This window comes from Methylobacterium hispanicum, assembly GCF_022179285.1.
Taxonomy (GTDB): Bacteria; Pseudomonadota; Alphaproteobacteria; order Rhizobiales; family Beijerinckiaceae; genus Methylobacterium; species Methylobacterium hispanicum.
This window is the reverse complement of the sequence record NZ_BPQO01000016.1, coordinates 86,490-102,211: the sequence shown is the minus strand read 5'-3', so window position 1 is coordinate 102,211 and position 15,722 is coordinate 86,490. Positions and strand designations below refer to the sequence as shown.

The 15,722-nt window shown below is 71.1% G+C and carries 19 protein-coding genes; 6 read left to right on the top strand and 13 right to left on the bottom strand.

The genetic code is table 11. The features are described from left to right. The first annotated feature begins 147 nt into the window (after positions 1-147). Positions 148-486, top strand: a complete 339-nt coding sequence (locus MFF56_RS18405; protein WP_066919805.1) for a DUF6460 domain-containing protein — start codon at positions 148-150, stop codon at positions 484-486. Between the two features lie 275 nt (positions 487-761). Here the strand turns inward: MFF56_RS18405 and hemC are convergent, their stop codons facing one another. Genes hemC through kdoO form a run of 3 tightly spaced genes read right to left on the bottom strand, consistent with a single transcriptional unit; the run spans position 762 to position 2,864 of the window. Then, entirely contained in the window at positions 762-1,685 is a 924-nt protein-coding gene (gene hemC, locus MFF56_RS18400) for a hydroxymethylbilane synthase (protein WP_066919803.1), read from the bottom strand. 9 nt (positions 1,686-1,694) lie between these two features. Beyond that, positions 1,695-1,994, bottom strand: a complete 300-nt coding sequence (locus MFF56_RS18395) for an antibiotic biosynthesis monooxygenase family protein (RefSeq protein ID WP_066919801.1) — start codon at positions 1,992-1,994, stop codon at positions 1,695-1,697. Positions 1,995-2,006: 12 nt separating this feature from the next. After that, positions 2,007-2,864 (bottom strand): Kdo hydroxylase KdoO, encoded by an 858-nt coding sequence (gene kdoO, locus MFF56_RS18390; protein ID WP_066919800.1) that lies wholly within the window; start codon positions 2,862-2,864, stop codon positions 2,007-2,009. Between the two features lie 227 nt (positions 2,865-3,091). Between kdoO and MFF56_RS18385 the strand changes: the two genes are divergently transcribed. Together MFF56_RS18385 and MFF56_RS18380 are read left to right on the top strand one after the other, a co-directional pair. Continuing rightward, the gene (locus MFF56_RS18385) at positions 3,092-3,550 is read left to right on the top strand and encodes an RNA polymerase subunit sigma-70 (RefSeq protein WP_066919799.1); all 459 of its coding nucleotides are present in this window, start codon (positions 3,092-3,094) and stop codon (positions 3,548-3,550) included. A 70-nt stretch (positions 3,551-3,620) separates the two neighbouring features. Further along, positions 3,621-3,920 (top strand): hypothetical protein, encoded by a 300-nt coding sequence (locus MFF56_RS18380; RefSeq protein ID WP_066919798.1) that lies wholly within the window; start codon positions 3,621-3,623, stop codon positions 3,918-3,920. Between the two features lie 59 nt (positions 3,921-3,979). Here the strand turns inward: MFF56_RS18380 and MFF56_RS18375 are convergent, their stop codons facing one another. Next, positions 3,980-4,447 (bottom strand): Hsp20 family protein, encoded by a 468-nt coding sequence (locus MFF56_RS18375; protein WP_066919797.1) that lies wholly within the window; start codon positions 4,445-4,447, stop codon positions 3,980-3,982. 197 nt (positions 4,448-4,644) lie between these two features. Between MFF56_RS18375 and MFF56_RS18370 the strand changes: the two genes are divergently transcribed. Continuing rightward, positions 4,645-5,712, top strand: coding sequence for an alpha/beta fold hydrolase (locus tag MFF56_RS18370; RefSeq protein ID WP_066919795.1), 1,068 nt, complete (start codon positions 4,645-4,647; stop codon positions 5,710-5,712). Positions 5,713-5,886: 174 nt separating this feature from the next. Here the strand turns inward: MFF56_RS18370 and MFF56_RS18365 are convergent, their stop codons facing one another. The 6 genes from MFF56_RS18365 to MFF56_RS18340 form a co-directional block, all read right to left on the bottom strand. After that, entirely contained in the window at positions 5,887-6,411 is a 525-nt protein-coding gene (locus tag MFF56_RS18365; protein ID WP_066919793.1) for a SixA phosphatase family protein, read from the bottom strand. Further along, positions 6,411-7,391 carry an aldo/keto reductase gene (locus MFF56_RS18360; protein WP_066919791.1) on the bottom strand — a complete coding sequence of 327 codons (981 nt, stop codon included), beginning with the start codon at positions 7,389-7,391 and terminating at the stop codon, positions 6,411-6,413. The genes MFF56_RS18365 and MFF56_RS18360 overlap by 1 nt, the downstream gene beginning before the upstream one ends. A 66-nt stretch (positions 7,392-7,457) precedes the next feature. Beyond that, positions 7,458-8,309 carry an AAA family ATPase gene (locus MFF56_RS18355; protein WP_066919789.1) on the bottom strand — a complete coding sequence of 284 codons (852 nt, stop codon included), beginning with the start codon at positions 8,307-8,309 and terminating at the stop codon, positions 7,458-7,460. A gap of 90 nt (positions 8,310-8,399) precedes the next feature. Beyond that, positions 8,400-8,537, bottom strand: a complete 138-nt coding sequence (locus MFF56_RS18350; protein WP_156453554.1) for a hypothetical protein — start codon at positions 8,535-8,537, stop codon at positions 8,400-8,402. 199 nt (positions 8,538-8,736) lie between these two features. Next, entirely contained in the window at positions 8,737-9,384 is a 648-nt protein-coding gene (locus MFF56_RS18345; protein ID WP_066919787.1) for a hypothetical protein, read from the bottom strand. Beyond that, positions 9,381-10,598, bottom strand: coding sequence for a GumC domain-containing protein (locus MFF56_RS18340; RefSeq protein ID WP_066919785.1), 1,218 nt, complete (start codon positions 10,596-10,598; stop codon positions 9,381-9,383). Before MFF56_RS18340 ends, MFF56_RS18345 begins: the two co-directional genes overlap by 4 nt. Before the next feature lie 309 nt (positions 10,599-10,907). On the opposite strand from MFF56_RS18340, the gene MFF56_RS18335 reads away from it, so the two are divergent. Continuing rightward, complete coding sequence (locus tag MFF56_RS18335) at positions 10,908-12,758, top strand: cation:proton antiporter domain-containing protein (RefSeq protein ID WP_066919783.1); 1,851 nt, start codon at positions 10,908-10,910, stop codon at positions 12,756-12,758. Between the two features lie 52 nt (positions 12,759-12,810). On the opposite strand, the gene MFF56_RS18330 is transcribed toward MFF56_RS18335, so the two are convergent. Next, positions 12,811-13,224 carry a hypothetical protein gene (locus tag MFF56_RS18330; RefSeq protein WP_066919781.1) on the bottom strand — a complete coding sequence of 138 codons (414 nt, stop codon included), beginning with the start codon at positions 13,222-13,224 and terminating at the stop codon, positions 12,811-12,813. A 220-nt stretch (positions 13,225-13,444) separates the two neighbouring features. Between MFF56_RS18330 and MFF56_RS18325 the strand changes: the two genes are divergently transcribed. Beyond that, complete coding sequence (locus MFF56_RS18325; RefSeq protein WP_066919779.1) at positions 13,445-14,620, top strand: vWA domain-containing protein; 1,176 nt, start codon at positions 13,445-13,447, stop codon at positions 14,618-14,620. 91 nt (positions 14,621-14,711) lie between these two features. Here the strand turns inward: MFF56_RS18325 and MFF56_RS18320 are convergent, their stop codons facing one another. Next, positions 14,712-15,032: a 2Fe-2S iron-sulfur cluster-binding protein gene (locus tag MFF56_RS18320; protein WP_066919778.1), complete on the bottom strand. Its 321-nt coding sequence runs from the start codon at positions 15,030-15,032 to the stop codon at positions 14,712-14,714. Positions 15,033-15,199: 167 nt separating this feature from the next. Beyond that, entirely contained in the window at positions 15,200-15,532 is a 333-nt protein-coding gene (locus MFF56_RS18315; RefSeq protein WP_066919776.1) for an Hpt domain-containing protein, read from the bottom strand. Between the last annotated feature and the right edge of the window lie 190 nt (positions 15,533-15,722).

Genomic DNA, 15,722 nt, shown 5'->3' with positions numbered 1-15,722 from the left:
GCCGAGCCGTGAAACCGCCCAACGCCCGAGTTGGAGGGGAGTTTCGCCGGGGGTGTGACGCTCGCGTCACGCTTCCGCCGGGTTCGGGGTCTCTTCAGTCGAGGGATCCCGAATGGCACCGGACTTGAATCCTGAGGTCGCAGGCAGATGATGGTCGAGCACGACAGGCACCGCGCGGGCGGATCGTACCAGGCCTATCCGGGCGAGCCCCCGCGCAGCCGTGACAACGCCCTGCGCCGCTTCATCGGCGGCTCGCCGACCGCGGTGTTCCTACGGCTTCTCTTCCTGTCGGTCCTCGTCGGCGCCTTGATGGCGATGCTCGGGCTGACGCCAGGGCAGCTGTTCTGGCACGCCTACGATTCGGCCCGCGCGCTGATCGACCTCGGCCTCGCGACCTTCCACGATTTCGGCGGCTGGATCCTGGCCGGCGCCGTGGTGGTGGTGCCGCTCTGGTTCGTCTCGCGCCTGTTCGCCACGTCGAAGTAGGCGGGTGTGGCGATCAAGAGCGGTGGCCGTGCGACTGCTCGATCAATCGCCTCCCGTCCGCCCATCCCTCTCCCCCGCGGGAGAGGGTGGCCTGCGAAGCGGGTCGGGTGAGGGGACGACAGTTTCCGGAAGAGGCCCAGCGTCGATACCGAGCACGGGCCGGCACCGTTGCTCCCCTATCCCGCCCCTGCTGACGCAGGAGCCACCCTCCCCCGCAGAGGGGGGAGGGACATCGCGCCTCACCTTCTTTGGGACGTGACTGGGTCGGTCTCCGCCTATTGCAGGTGCTGCGTATAGGTCTCGCCCGCCGCTGCCTTCAGCGCGGCGCCCGCTTCCCTGCCGATCGCGTCCGCGTCCGCGACCGAGCCGCTGCGCGCCACCGCCCAGTGCCGGCTGCCGTCCGGCAGGAAGAGCAGCCCGTCGAGCTGCAGCCGATCCCCGTCGATCCGCGCCAGCGCCGCGATCGGGGTGCGGCAGGAGCCGTCGAGCTCGGCCAGCAGCGCCCGCTCGCAGCCGACCGCGACCGTGGTGCGCGCGCAGGCGACCGGCGCCAGCAGCGCCCGCACCGCCTCGTCGTCCGCGCGGCACTCGATGCCGAGCGCTCCTTGCGCCACCGCCGGCAGCATGTCGTCGGTCTCCAGCACGGAGCGCGCCATACTTTCCAGGCCGAGCCGCTGCAGGCCGGCGATGGCCAGCAGCGTCGCGTCGCACTCGCCGGCTTCGAGCTTGCGCATGCGGGTGTTGGCGTTGCCGCGCAGCGGCACGATCTGCAGGTCCGGCCGGCGCATCAGCACCTGCGCGCCCCGCCGCAGCGAGGATGTGCCGACGCGCGCGCCGGGCTTGAGCCCCGCGAACCCGTCCGCGTGCGGCGACAGGAAGGCGTCGCGCGGATCGTCGCGCTCCAGGATGCAGGCGATCACGAGCCCGTCCGGCAGCCAGGTCTCGACGTCCTTCATCGAGTGGACGGCGACGTCCACCGCGTCGGCGAAGAGCGCCTGCTCCAGCTCCTTGGTGAACAGACCCTTGCCGCCGATCTCGGAGAGCGGCCGGTCGAGCACCTTGTCGGCGACCGTCGTGATCACGACGATCTCGGTCTCCAACCCGGGATTGGCCGCGACGATCCGGTCGCGCACCATGCCGGTCTGGGCGAGCGCCATCGGGCTGCCGCGGGTGCCGATGCGCAGGGGGCGGTTCAGCATCCTCGATCCTCAGAAGGCCCGGAGCACGAGCTCGGTGTGCTCGACGCTCGGCGGAGCCTCGAAGCAGGGCGAGACGAGGGCCCGGTAATCCTTCCAGGCCTGCGAGCCGGTGAAGTCCTTCGTGTGCGCCTCCAGCGTCTCCCACTCGATCAGAAGGCGGTAGCGCTGCGGCTTCTCGACCGAGCGGCGCACCGCGAAGCTGACGCAGCCCTTCGCGGCGCGGAAGATCTCGGCGGCCTGTTTGATGCCGGCCTCGAACTCGGCCTCGCTTCCGGCCTTCACGTCGATCTGGGCGATCTCGAGGATCATAGCGGGTGTCTCCTAGAGCAGCGGGCGGCCGAGCTTGGCCGCCAGGATGCGCTGCGGGCTCTTGGCCGGGTCGGCCTGGGCGGCGACCGGCAGGTAGGCGGTCTGTTCCAGCATGTACTGGCCGCCCATCGCCCCGTGCATCACGAGGTCCGAGAAGGTGACCCAGGTTTGGCCGGGCAGGAAGTTCACGTCGGCCTGGGGGCCGTGGGCTTGATAGGCTTCGTCCTGCTTGAGCGCGTCGTGCAGGTGCAGCATCAGGTGGTCGTACTCGGAGCGACGCGCCTTGGTAATGCGCAAGGCCGCCAGCAACCGCGCCGAGAGCGGCGAGTAGCCCGGCAGCTTCGGCAGGAACTTCTCCGCCATCGAGCCGAAATCCTCGCCGACGCGCCAACGCCGCGGCTGGCCGCTCGGGTTGATGTTGCGGAAGACGCGCAGGATCCGCTTCTCGCCGATCGGGTTCGACGGGAAGGCATCGACGTGCAGCCGCGTGTCGTCGCGGCGCCAGCTCAGCTTGCGCTTGTCCACGTCGAAGGGCCGGTAGGAGGTGCCGGCGAGGCTCACCCGGCCGATGTAATCGGGCAGATAGCGATCTACGATCCCCTGCGCGAAGCCGCGGTAGCGCAGGAGGAGTTGGCGCAGGGCCTCCTGCTCCTCCGGGGTGCCCGCCGCCCCGCGCAGCTCCGCGTTCTCGCCGCGGATGTTGACGTTCTTGGCCTTGCCGTCCGCGAAGGGGCGTTCGACGAAGCGGCGCTCGAAATCGCTGAACGGGAAGGCGAGATCGGGAAAGAGCAGGACCGCGCCGTCCTCCAGGGCCGACGCCAGCGAGTGCGGCGCGTCCGACTGCGAGACGGTGAGGATGGGGCTGATCATGTCCCGGACGATTCCTGCCGCTGTGACACCGCGTGAACGGATCCGGGATGTAGCCGAGCATCCGTTCCGGCGCCAGCGAGCCGATTTAGCGGTGGATGACGCAGCGATCCGCGATACGCCCGGGGCGGAGCGCCCGCGCGCGGGTTGCGCAACCGGGGCCGGATCCGGCACGTTCGAGGAATGTTCCGGGTGCCCCGCACCCGTCCCGGTGACGCGAGAACTCGTCGATGGCGACGCTCAAGGAATTCGAGGAGGCCCTGCGCGAGCACGGCATGAACATGGCGCTCGCCCTCCTCGAACGGCTGCGCGAGCGCGACCGCGCCACCCGCACGGTGAAGCCCGCCCGCCGGCTCACGGGTCAGAAGATGACGCCGGAGCTCGCCCGCACCATCCTCGACCTGCACGCGACCACGGGCATGACCCAGCAGGAGATCGCCTTCAAGGTCGGCGTCAACCAGGGCCGGGTCAACGAGGTGATCAAGCGCGGCAAGTGGCTCAGCGACGATCCGCAGGCGCCCGAGGCGGTCGCCCGCGACAAGGCGAAGGAGCGGATGGCGAAGTCGCATACGCCGCGCTCGGCCGCGGGCGCCGAGGCGAAGCCCCGCAAGGCCGCTGCCCCGAAGGAGCGCAAGGCCCCCGCCCCGCGCCGGGGCAACCAGGGCCAACTCGCGCTGGGGGATTTCTGAAGGCCGGCGCACCGGAAACCTGCGCCCGTGGCGGCGTTCCCCTCCTGCCCGACCGGGAGCGGGATCACCCATGCGCCACGCCTACACCGCCCTTCTGCTGACCTGCGCGGCGACCGCCGCGAGCGCGCAGGGTCGGCCCGACAGCACGACGATGACCTGCGCGCAGGCCCGCGCGACCGTGTTGCGGGCGGGCGGCATCGTGTTGGGCACGGGCGGGCCGACCTACGACCGCTACGTCCGCGACCGCAATTTCTGCGCGCCGACCGAGGTGACCCGCGCCGGCTTCGTGCCGACGCGCGACGCGCCGCGCTGCTTCGTGGGCTACACCTGCTTCGAGCCCGGCGTCGGCGACTGGTTCGGCGATTACTGAGCGCGCACGAGAACGCCCCGGCCGGTGGCCGGGGCGCTCCCTCACGCGGTGCCGGCGGCTCAGGCCGCCTGCTGCACCTCGCCCTCGATCGCCGCGGTCTTCTGGCCGGTGGCGATCTGGATCTGGCGCGGCTTCTTCGCCTCGGGGATCTCGCGGACGAGATCGATGTGGAGGAGGCCGTTCTCCAGCGCCGCGCCCGTCACCTGGACGTAGTCGGCGAGCTGGAACCGGCGCTCGAAGCCGCGGGCGGCGATGCCCTGGTGCAGCACTTCCACCCGGCGGGCGGTGTCGCCCTTGCGCTCGCCCTTCAGGGTCAGCGCGTTCTCCTTGACCTCGATCGACAGATCGGCCTCGGTGAAGCCGGCGACCGCGACCGTGATCCGGTACGCGTTCTCGCCGGTGCGCTCGATGTTGTAGGGCGGGTAGCTCGGGACGCTGTCGGCGCTGACGAACTGGTCGAGGGCCGAGAACAGCCGGTCGAAGCCGACGGTGGAGCGGTAGAGGGGAGCAAGATCGAACTGACGCATAACATATCCTCCGTGGAGCAACATGCTTCTCTGCATTCAAGAGGGTCCGCCCGAGGGCCGGACCGTTGTCGTGCCGCCGCCTGGCCGGCACGACAAGGATATCGGAGCGGCCCGATCTGCCTTCAAGGCCCGCAAGACCGCTCGATGCCACCGCGCGGCAATTTTTTCGCATCCTCTCCCAAGAGCCGGATCCGCCGATGCTGACCCTCGATTCGACGCCCGACAACCCGGTCCCGCCGGGCGGCACGCTGATCGGCGTGCGCACGCGGGACGGCCTGACCCTGCGGGCGGCCTACTGGCGGGCGCCGGCCCGGCGCGGCAGGGGGACGGTCTGCCTGCTGCAGGGGCGGGCCGAGTTCATCGAGAAATACTACGAGGTGATCCGCGAGCTGATCGCGCGGGGCTTCGGCGTGGTCGCCTTCGATTGGCGCGGCCAGGGCGAATCCGGCCGGCAGGTCGACGATCCGCGTAAAGGTCACGTGGCGCGCTTCGACGATTACCGTCTCGACCTCAAGGCGATCGAGGAGAGCGTGCTCGTGCCGCTCATGCCCGAGCCCTACCACTGCCTCGCCCACTCGATGGGCGGCTGCGTCGCCCTCACGGGCGCGGCGGAGGGCTGGCTGCCCTTCGGCCGCATCGTCACCGTGGCGCCGATGCTCTCGATCCGCATGGTCGCGTGGCCGGCGGCGGCCTCGGCGGTGGCGCGCTCGCTCCAGGCGTTGCGCCTCGGTCGCGCCTTCGTGCCCCGGCTGTCGCACGTGCCGGGCGTCGGAGCACTGCTCGGCCTGGGACATCGGCTGCGCGGCCGTCGCTACGTCCCGCACGATCCCGGCGCCTCGATCGCCACGATGCCCTATCCGGGCAACCGGCTCTCGCGCGATCCCGCCCGCTACGCCCGAAACGCCGCCGCGGCGCGGGCGGTCGGTGCGGGAGCGGTGGGCGATCCGACGGTGGCGTGGCTCGCGGGCGCCTTCCGGGCCATGGCGCGCCTGCGCGACCCGCGGCTGCCGGCGCGCATCGCGACGCCGACCCTGATCCTCGGAGCGGGTGCCGACCCGGTCTGCGGCACGCCGGCGACCGAGCGCTTCGCCGCCCGGCTCAAGGCCGGCACGATCCTGGTCCTGCCGGACGCGCGCCACGAGATCCTGCACGAGCGCGACCCGATCCGGGAGGATTTCTGGGCCGCCTTCGACGCTTTCGTGCCGGGGAGCCCCGTGCCTCGGGTGGAGGGCGAGGCAAGGCGGGTGGCCCCGGTGGAGGGATAGGACCCGCGGGCAACCGCTTGCGGGCCGACCCATGATCCGACCCATGATCCGGCCCATGATCCGGCCCACGGTGCACCGGGTCGATCTCTTTCGCGTACCGAGGATCCCCCTCTCCCGGCACGGCGGGGAGAGGGGGGATCCGATCGCCTTCGCGGCGATCGAACGGAGGCGGTGTCAGTCCTCGTCGTCGTCGCCGAGATCCTTCGGCTTGACGAAGCGTTCGAGCCGCCCCGTCCCGGAGGCGACCTCGTCCCACCCGCCGACCTCGAAATCGATCACCGCGAGGGCCGCCGTGGGGAATTGCGTGGCGAGGCGGCGCCGGTCGGCCTTCGATCCGCTGCCGACGGCCTCCGTGGCGAAATCCTGCAGGCCCGGATTGTGGCCGACGACGAGGAGCGTGCCGGCGTTGTCGGGCGCGCCGCGCACGACCTCGAGGATCTGCGCCGCGCCGGCTTCGTAGAGCGCCGGAACGGTCTCGCCCGGATTGCCGTCGAGGGGCCCCCGCACGGCGTCCCAGGTCTCCAGGGTGCGCCGGGCGGGCGAGACCAGCACATGGTCCGGGCGCAGCCCCGCTTCCGCGATGTAGGCGCCCATCCGCGGGGCGGCCTGCCGGCCGCGCGGGTTGAGCGGCCGGTCGCGGTCGGCCACGCCCGGCGGCCGATCGGACTTGGCGTGGCGCAGGAGGATCAGGCGGCGCATCAGCGAAAACCTACGATGGCGTGCGGGACGTAAGGACCTTCGAGCGTCGCGATCTCCTCGGGCGTGAGCCGGAGGTCGAGGGCCGCGACCGCGTCGTCGAGATGCTGCGGCTTGGAGGCGCCGACGATCGGGGCGGCGACGTTCGGCTGCGCCAGCACCCAGGCCAGCGCAACCTGCGCGCGGGGCACGCCGCGGGCCTCGGCGACGCGCGCCACCGCCTCGACCACCTTTCGGTCGGCCTCCGCGGTGGCGTCGTAGAGGTTCTTGCCGACCTCGTCGGTCTCCTGCCGGGCGGAGGCCGCGTCCCAGTCGCGGGTGAGCCGGCCGCGGGCGAGCGGGCTCCAGGGGAGCAGCGCCACGCCCTGATCGACGCAGAACGGGATCATCTCGCGCTCCTCCTCGCGGTGGAGCAGGTTGAGGTGGTTCTGCATGGTCGCGAAGCGCGTCCAGCCGTGGCGGTCGGCGGTGTACTGCGCCTTGGCGAACTGCCAGGCGTACATCGAGGAGGCGCCGATGGCGCGCGCCTTGCCGGCCTTCACGACGTCGTGCAGCGCCTCCAGCGTCACCTCGATCGGCGTGCCGTAATCCCAGCGGTGGATCTGGTAGAGATCGACGTAGTCGGTGCCGAGCCGCTTCAGCGAGGCGTCGATCGCCTGGAAGATCGCCTTGCGCGAGAGGCCGCCCGCGTTCGGCGCGTCGGTGAGCGGGTAGAAGACCTTCGTGGCGAGCACGATGTCGTCGCGGCGGGCGAAGTCCTTCAGCGCGCGCCCGACGATCTCCTCGGAGGTGCCGTCCGAGTAGTAGTTCGCCGTGTCGAGGAAGTTGATCCCGAGGTCGAGCGCGCGGCGCAGCAGCGGCCGGCTCTCGGCCTCCGGCATGGTCCAGGGATGAGGCCCGCGCTCCGGCACGCCGTAGGTCATGCAGCCGAGGCAGAGCGGCGACACGTCGAGGCCGGTGAGGCCGAGCTTCTTCGTCTTCATGGTCTGGCTCCGGTCGCCCCCGCGTCCGGCCCCCTATCTGGGCCGAGGTCTCGCGAATGCGAGGGTTCAGCCGCCGCGCCCGTCGCGCCGCATCATGAAGGCGAGCTTCTCGAACAGGCTCACGTCCTGCTCGTTCTTCAGGAGCGCCCCGTGCAGGGGCGGGATCAGCTTGCGGCCGTCGCGCTCGCGCAGGGTCTCGGGCGAGACGTCCTCGGAGACTAGGAGCTTCAGCCAGTCGAGCAGTTCCGAGGTCGAGGGCTTCTTCTTGAGCCCCGGCACCTCGCGCGTCTCCAGGAAGACGCGCAGGGCCTCCTCGACCAGCCGGTGCTTGATGCCGGGATAATGCACCTCGACGATGCGCCGGAGCGTCTCGGCGTCCGGGAACTGGATGTAGTGGAAGAAACAGCGTCGCAGGAAGGCGTCCGGCAGCTCCTTCTCGTTGTTCGAGGTGATGATCACGACCGGCCGCCGGCGGGCCCGGACCGTCTCGCCGGTCTCGTAGACGTGGAACTCCATCCGGTCGAGTTCGGTCAGCAGGTCGTTCGGGAACTCGATGTCGGCCTTGTCGATCTCGTCGATCAGCAGGACCGGGCGCTCGTCGGCCGCGAAGGCCTCCCAGAGCTTGCCGCGGCGGATGTAGTTCGCGATGTCGGAGACCCGCGGGTCGCCGAGCTGCGAGTCGCGCAGGCGCGAGACCGCGTCGTACTCGTAGAGCCCCTGCTGCGCCCTGGTCGTCGACTTGACGTTCCAGGTCAGCAGCCGCGCGCCGAGGCCCCGGGCGATCTCCTCGGCGAGAACCGTCTTGCCGGTGCCGGGCTCGCCCTTCACCAGGAGCGGGCGCTCCAGCACGATGGCGGCGTTGACCGCCGCGGTCAGGTCCGGCGTCGCGACGTAGGTCTCGGTTCCGGTGAAGCGCATCCGGCTGTCCCTGCTGCTCTGGTCGTCCGCCTTCGAGTTAGGCGGCGCGTGGGCCGGGAGCAAGCGCTGTACCGTCTCGGGGGTGAGGGGTCACGCGCGCAGGGACGACACCTTGGGAAGTCGCCAGAGGTCGTCCTTGCTCGGATGGGCTTTCAGCATCGCGTCGGCCGCGAGCGTCACCGCCATCAGCGCGACCGGCATGCCGACGAGGGCCACAACAATGATCATCCCCACCCCCAAAGCCGCGTTGAGCGGTCAATAGAGACGATCCTCTGCGGTTTATGGTTAACAAATCCTCAACATGCAGCATTCGGCCCTTCAGGGTCGCCGTACGGCCGGACGTCCGCGAGACCCCGGGATCGGAGAGCCGGTCCTGCCCGGGATGCGCGGCCGCGCGTCGCGTCGATGCCGCCGCGCCCGGCCCGCGTCAGACCTTCTTCGGATCGAACCAGATGCAGCTCTTCGAGAGCTGCTGCAGGTTGAGCTGCGAACTCGTCTGCGGCGCCACCTGCCCGTTGATGGCGATGTTGACCTGGGTCAGCACGTCGCTGCCGAACTTCTGCGGATGGGAGAAGTAGCAGTACTGCGACTCCGGCACCTTCTCGTCGCCCTTGAACTGCCAGCCGGTGACGATGTTGCCGTCGAGATAGGGCACCGCCTTGAATACCGTGAAGGTGGTGCGCACGGCCGCGTTGCCGTCCTCGCCCTTGGCCTGGGCGGCCACCACCTGGGCGATGTCCGGCCGCGTCTGGGGCGGGGCCGCCACGGGCTGGTCGAGCTTCAGCACGTTGTCGGTCAGCGTGACCTCGCCCTTGGTCTTGATCGTCACGTCCGCGAGGGCGGCCTGCATGGCCTGGGCGATGCGCTCGGCGGCCGACTCGTACTGGCTGAGATAGGCCCAGCCGTAGGCGCCCGCGCCGACGCCGATGCCGGCGAGCGCCGCGAAGATCCCCGCGCCCGCCGCCCGGAACAGGAAGGCGCGCGCCGCCACGATGCGGGCCTCCGCCCGCAAGCGGCCGTTGACGTGCTGGGCGAGCACGATGTTCTCGGGGGTGCCCGCGGCGTGGATGGTCATGCACCGGCTCCGGCGCTGGCGGTGACGGGAGTCTGAGCGGGGCCTTGCGCCCCCGATTGGGTGGGCTGGCGCCGGTCGAGCGGGATCACGGCTCCGGAGGGCGCCTCACGCTGCGGCCGGGCCTGCACCAGCCCGATCTCCTGGCGCAGGCCCTCGGTGAGCTGCTCGATCAGGTAGGGGCTCGCGGCCGGGTCGATCGTCGCGCCGAGGTCGTCCTCGTCCATGAAGGTCTTGCGCACCGAGACCGCCGACAGGGCGAGGATCGTCGAGGCGAAGGCGGCGCAGAGCGCGGGCACGAACACGAAGATGCGCAGGAAGGCGTGGACCTGCGCGTCCGTCACGTCGATCGGATCGACGCCGTAGACCATCGCGGTGAAGGAGTGCAGCTGCGAGCGGTTGACCGCGGTGCGGTAGGCCTGCTCGGCGTCGGCCACGCGCCGGTCGGCCTGGCCGCGGTCGAGGGCGGCGCGCGCCTTGCGGGCCTCCTCCAGCTCCTTGGTCAGCGCGGCGCGGTCGGTGCCGGCCTTGGCCACGCTCGCCGCGAGCGTCTGGGTGCGCGGGTCGGTGACGCATTTCAGGTTCTGGTAGCGCACGCCGCGGCTGTTGGTGCCGAACACCTTCTCGCAGCGCTGGGCCGGCAGGCTCGCGAGCTGCGCGGCGTTCTCGGTCGAGCGCCGCTCGATCTGGTCGAGCTCCGTCGTGTACTGCTGCACCCGCGCGTCTGCCGCGCCGATCCGGTTGTCGAGGCTGTCGCGGTCGGCCTGCGCGTCCTTCAGTGCGGTCTTGGTGCGGGCGGCCTCCATCAGGCGGGGATGGAACATCATCTCGCCGAGCTGCGAGACCGACTTCGTGGTCACGCCCGCCGCGAAGATGATGCCGACGATGGCCAGCCCCCGCACGAACCAGGAGCGCTGCGTGCGGGCCAGGATGCCGAGCGGCACGCGGCAGAGCTCGACCGCCGCGTAGACCAGCGGCGCCAGCAGCATGAAGTAGAAGGCGTGCCAGTCCCCGTCGCTGTAGACGCCCGCGAACAGCCACGCGCCCGCGAGCGAGGCGCCGATCACCATGAACTCGACGAGGTAGGCGATCGCGACGTAGCCCCACTTGATCCGGTAGCCCTTCTCGACGTCGCGCTCGTGCTTCCACCGCTGGGACTCGAGTGACCAGGCGCGCCGCTCGCGCTGGACGTCCCGGCTCGGAGGTGTCTTCGACATGGGGTTCCCGGGGCTCGGACGAGGCGTCGAGGGCTGGAGCTTTACCGTTCGTTAACCGGCCGCGGTATGCGCATAATGTGCCGATTTTGCGCCGCGGCCGGGGGATCCACCGAAAGAGCCGTGCGGTGACCCATATGCCTCACCCGGGCGTGGGGCAGGCAAGCGGCCTGCCTGGGTTGTCCCCACGCCCCATCCGTGGGATGCGCTCGAGGGCGCCCCGCCGGGACCGGGCCGGATTGCGGTTGCCCGAGGGTCCGCCCATGATCCCGGCCGAACGACGACCGGACGCGGGGCCGGAACCGGAGCGCCATGCCAGAGGTCCATACCGGCTCCTACAAGGAGGCGATCCTATTCCTCGTCACGGCGGGGATCGTGGTGCCGCTGTTCCATCGCCTGCGGATCAGCCCAGTGCTGGGCTTCATCGGCGCGGGCGCCCTGCTCGGGCCCTTCGGCCTCGGCCGGCTGTCCGAGCAGTACGGCTGGGTCTCGCTCTTCACCATCGGCAACCGGACCGAGATCGCGCATCTGGCCGAGTTCGGCGTGATCTTCCTGATGTTCATGATCGGGATCGAGCTGTCCTGGGAGCGCCTGCGCACGCTGCGCCGGCTGGTCTTCGGCCTCGGCTCGCTGCAGGTGATCTGCTCCGCGCTGGTGATCGGCGCGATCCTGTTCGGCCTGAAGGTGCCGCTCGCGGGCGCCGCGATCGTCGGCATCGGGCTCGCGCTCTCCTCCACGGCGGTCGTCCTGCCGGTGCTGGCCGAGCAGAAGCGGCTCAACACGCCGACCGGCCGGGCAAGCTTCGCGGTGCTGCTGTTCCAAGACCTCGCGGTCGCCCCCGCGCTCTTCGCCATCGCGGTGCTCGGACGCAGCGACGGAGCCAACATGGGCGGCGCCCTGGCCCTGGCGCTGGCCCAGGCGGCGGTGGCGATCGTGCTGATCGTGGTGGCGGGGCGCTTGGCGCTCCGCCCGCTCTTCCAGCTGGTCGCCCGCACCAAATCGACCGAGCTGTTCATGGCGGCCTGCCTGCTCGTCATCGTGGCGACCGCGCTGACGGCTGCGGCGAGCGGCCTCTCGATGACGCTCGGCGCCTTCGTGGCGGGGCTTCTTCTGGCCGAGACCGAGTACCGTCGGGCGATCGAGGCGACGATCGACCCGTTCAAGGGGCTGCTGCTCGGCGTATTCTTCGTCTCGGTCGGCATGAACCTCGACCCGGCCCAGCTCGTCGCGGCGCCGGGCGCGATCCTCGGCCTGTCGCTCGCCCTCCTCCTGATCAAGGCGGTGGTGGTGCTGATGGCCGCGCCCGCGCTCAAGATCGCGCGGCCGGTCGCGCTGGAGACGGCGCTCCTGCTCGGCCCCGGCGGCGAGTTCGCCTTCGTGCTGATCGGCGGCGCGGTGGCCACGGGGCTCGTGCCCGAGGAGGTCGGGGCGGCGGCGCTCATCGTCACCACCGTCACCATGATCATGATTCCGGGGCTGGCCGCCCTCGGCCGTCGGATCGGGCAGCGGGCCGCGAAGCACCAGCTCGGCCGGGCGCGGGCCGAGCCGCCGCCGGACCGCCAGCAGAACCGGGTGATCGTGGCGGGCTACGGGCGCGTCGGACGCCAGGTCGGCGAGATGCTGGCCCGGCACAAGATCCCCTACCTCGCCCTCGACGCGGACGCCGCCCGCGTCGCCGAGCAGCGCCGTCTCGGCAACCCGGTCTATTTCGGCGACTCGGCGAACCCGGAGCTGCTGCGCCGCTGCGACATCGCCACGGCCCGCGCCCTCGTCGTCACCCTCGACAACCCGCGCGCCGTCGAGGCGGTGGTGGCCGCCGCCCGCTCCGAGCGGCCGGACCTGACCATCGTCGCCCGCGCCCGCGACGCCCGCCACGCTACCGCCCTCTACGACCTGGGCGTGGACGACGCGGTGCCCGAGACGATCGAGGCATCGCTCCAGCTCTCGGAAGCGGTGCTGGTCGATGTCGGCGTGCCGATGGGGCTCGTCATCGCGTCGATCCACGAGCGGCGGGACGAGTACCGCGCCATGCTGCGCCGGAAGGAGACGGACACGCGGCCGGTCTTCCGGGCCCGCCGGACCGTGGGCAAGCACGCCGAGCCGCGGGAAGGTGCGCGCGAGGCGAAGGACGGGAAGGAGAAGCCGGTCAGCCGGACGGCGTGAGCGGCGGCCGCTTCCCCTCCCCCGCAGAGGGGAAGGGAGCGTGTCGCGCGCCTCAGGCCGGGGCCGCCTCGAACAGGTCCGTCGGCACGCGGCGCCGCTCCGTCTTCCCGGCCCGCTCCTCCGGTTCGACCCCGTCCGCGAAGCGGCAGCGGTAGGTCACCGCGTCCGGCGGCCCGAGGCCGGTGTCCAGCGGAACCGTCACCGTGTCGCCCTCGAAGCGCCAGCCGCGGGCGCCCTTATCCCAATAGAGCCAGACCGTGCCCGGATATCCCTCCAGCCGGAAGATCGCGGCCTTGCGGGTCATTGAGTGGAGATGGCGTGGGGCCAGCATGCCCTTGTCCCGGTAGGCCTCCCGGGTCGCCGCCGGCTGGCGCTCGATGAAGGTGTTGCGCACGATCTCGATCACCGCGCCCGACCGCCCCAGGAACCGCTTGAAGTCGCGCATGTCGCGCAGGACAACAGACATCGCCGATCCTCCGCAGGAGCCGTATCTCGCGAGAAAGCGCGCGACCGAATGTGGTGATGCCCGCATCAGCTTTCGTGACCTGCTGCGGCGCCGATAGAGGGCTATCAACAGGTCATCGCGCCTATGCACAGGAAACGAGGTCGGGAGTCGGGCCCCGACGCGGGCCGACGCCGCGTGGGCGGCGCTTGACCCGGACGCCCGGCCCGCGCGTTATCGGCCCATGCTGCTGCAGTTCTTCACCGCGCTCCGCGACGCGAAGGTGCCCGTCACCCTGCGCGAGTACCTGACCCTCCTCGATGCCCTCGACCGCGACCTCGCCGCGAAGCGGGTGGAGGAGTTCTACTTCCTGGCCCGTACGGCGCTCGTGAAGGACGAGGGCCATCTCGACCGCTTCGACCGGGTCTTCGGACAGGTGTTCCGGGGCCTCGAGAGCGTCGGCGAGACGGTCGCGCCGAGCGCCATCCCCGAGGAATGGCTGCGCAAGCTCGTCGAGAAACACCTCACCGAGGCCGAGAAGGCCGAGATCCGGGCGCTCGGCTGGGACAAGCTGTTCGAGACCCTGAAAGAGCGCCTCGCCGAGCAGAAGGGGCGTCACCAGGGCGGCTCGAAATGGATCGGCACGGGCGGTACCTCGCCCTTCGGCGCCTACGGCTACAACCCGGAAGGGGTGCGCATCGGCCAGGACGGCAACCGCAACTTCCGCGCGGTCAAGGTCTGGGACAGGCGCGACTTCCGCGATCTCGACGACACCGTGGAACTCGGGGCCCGCAACGTCCGCGTCGCGCTACGCCGCCTGCGCCGCTTCGCCCGCACGGGTGCCGCCGAGGAACTCGACCTCGACGGCACGATCCGCGCGAGCGCCCGCCAGGGCTATCTCGACGTGAAGCTGCGTCCGGAGCGGCGCAACGCCGTGAAGGTGCTGCTCTTCCTCGATGTCGGCGGCTCGATGGACTGGCACATCGAGCTCGCCGAGACGCTGTTCTCGGCGGCGCGCTCCGAGTTCAAGCACCTCGCGCACTACTACTTCCACAACTGCCCCTACGAGGCGGTCTGGACCGAGAACGCGCGGCGCCACGACGACCGCACGCCGCTCCTCGACGTGATCCGTACCTACGGCCCGGACTACCGCCTCGTCTTCGTCGGCGACGCCTCGATGAGCCCCTACGAGATCGCGATGGCGGGCGGCTCGGTCGAGCACTGGAACGAGGAGCCGGGCGCGGCCTGGATGCAGCGCCTTCTCGACCACTTCCCGAAGGCGGCGTGGCTTAATCCGGTGGCGGAAGGCCACTGGGCCTACACGCAATCGATCGGCATGATGCAGCGCTTGCTCGGCGGCCGGATGTTCCCGCTGACGCCCGACGGGATCGACCGCGCGACACGGTCGCTGCTGCGATAGGCCTGCCGCCTGAGAGCACCTCACGAAACTCCCGATACAGGGAGCCCTCCCTCTGCACGCGACGGTACAGAGGGAGTTCCGTGAGAGGCTCTCAGCCCTGGCGGGCCGGCGTGTGCACAGTGAGCCCGTCGAACTCCGGCGCGATCTTGATCTGGCAGGAGAGGCGCGAGGTCGCCCGCACGTCGGAGGCGAAGTCGAGCATGTCCTGCTCCATGTCCTCGGCGGGGCCGACCCGCTCGGCCCAGTCGTCCGCGACGTAGACGTGGCAGGTGGCGCAGGCGCAGGCGCCGCCACACTCGGCATCGATGCCCGGCACGTTGTTGCGCAGCGCCGTCTCCATCACGGTCGCACCGACGCTGCCCTCGACGGTCCGGGCCGTACCGGCGGCGTCGATGTAGGTGATCTTGGGCATCTCAGGCTCCGGGGGTCGTCAGGCGTTTCGCCGATGTCTGTCGCCAGGGTCCGTCGCACGGCGGCGCGCCTGCTTGGCGGCAGGGACCGCGGAATGCAAGCGCGCGCGGGGTGCAGCCAGGCAGATAGTGTGCCGGATGCCGCGCCGCCTCACGAATGCCTGCGCCCTCACGCCGCGTCCGCGATCTCGGCGAGGGCGCGGGCCACCGCCTCCCGCAATGCCGCCGCCCCGGGCTCCGAGCCGGCGCGCAAAGCGGCTTCGGCCGCCTCGCAGAGCGCGTGGACCTCCCCCGCCCCGACGCCGGCCGCCGAACCCTTGAGCGTGTGGGCGGCGTCGGCGCGCGCGCTCCGGTCGGCCGCTGTGTCGGCGATCATCGGCAGCAGCCGGTCGCACTGGCCGGCGAAGAGGCCGAGGATCTCGGCGGCGAGGTCCGCGTCCCCGCCCGTCTGCTCCGCGAGATGCGCCCGGTCGATGCGGGGCTCGGGTCTCGGGCCGGTCATCGCGATCTCCTCGTCTCCGGCCGGCGCCCGCTATCCACAGTCGCGGTGGCCGCTCGGTCGCGCCGGGCGATGCCTTGAGGCATCATGCGGTTAGCGGGGCGGACAGGGCGCCGATGCGGCGTGGTAACCATTCCGTTAAGGTTTTCGGGGGGCGGCCGGGAGGCTCGGGTATCCGGGCCCTGCCGCGCCG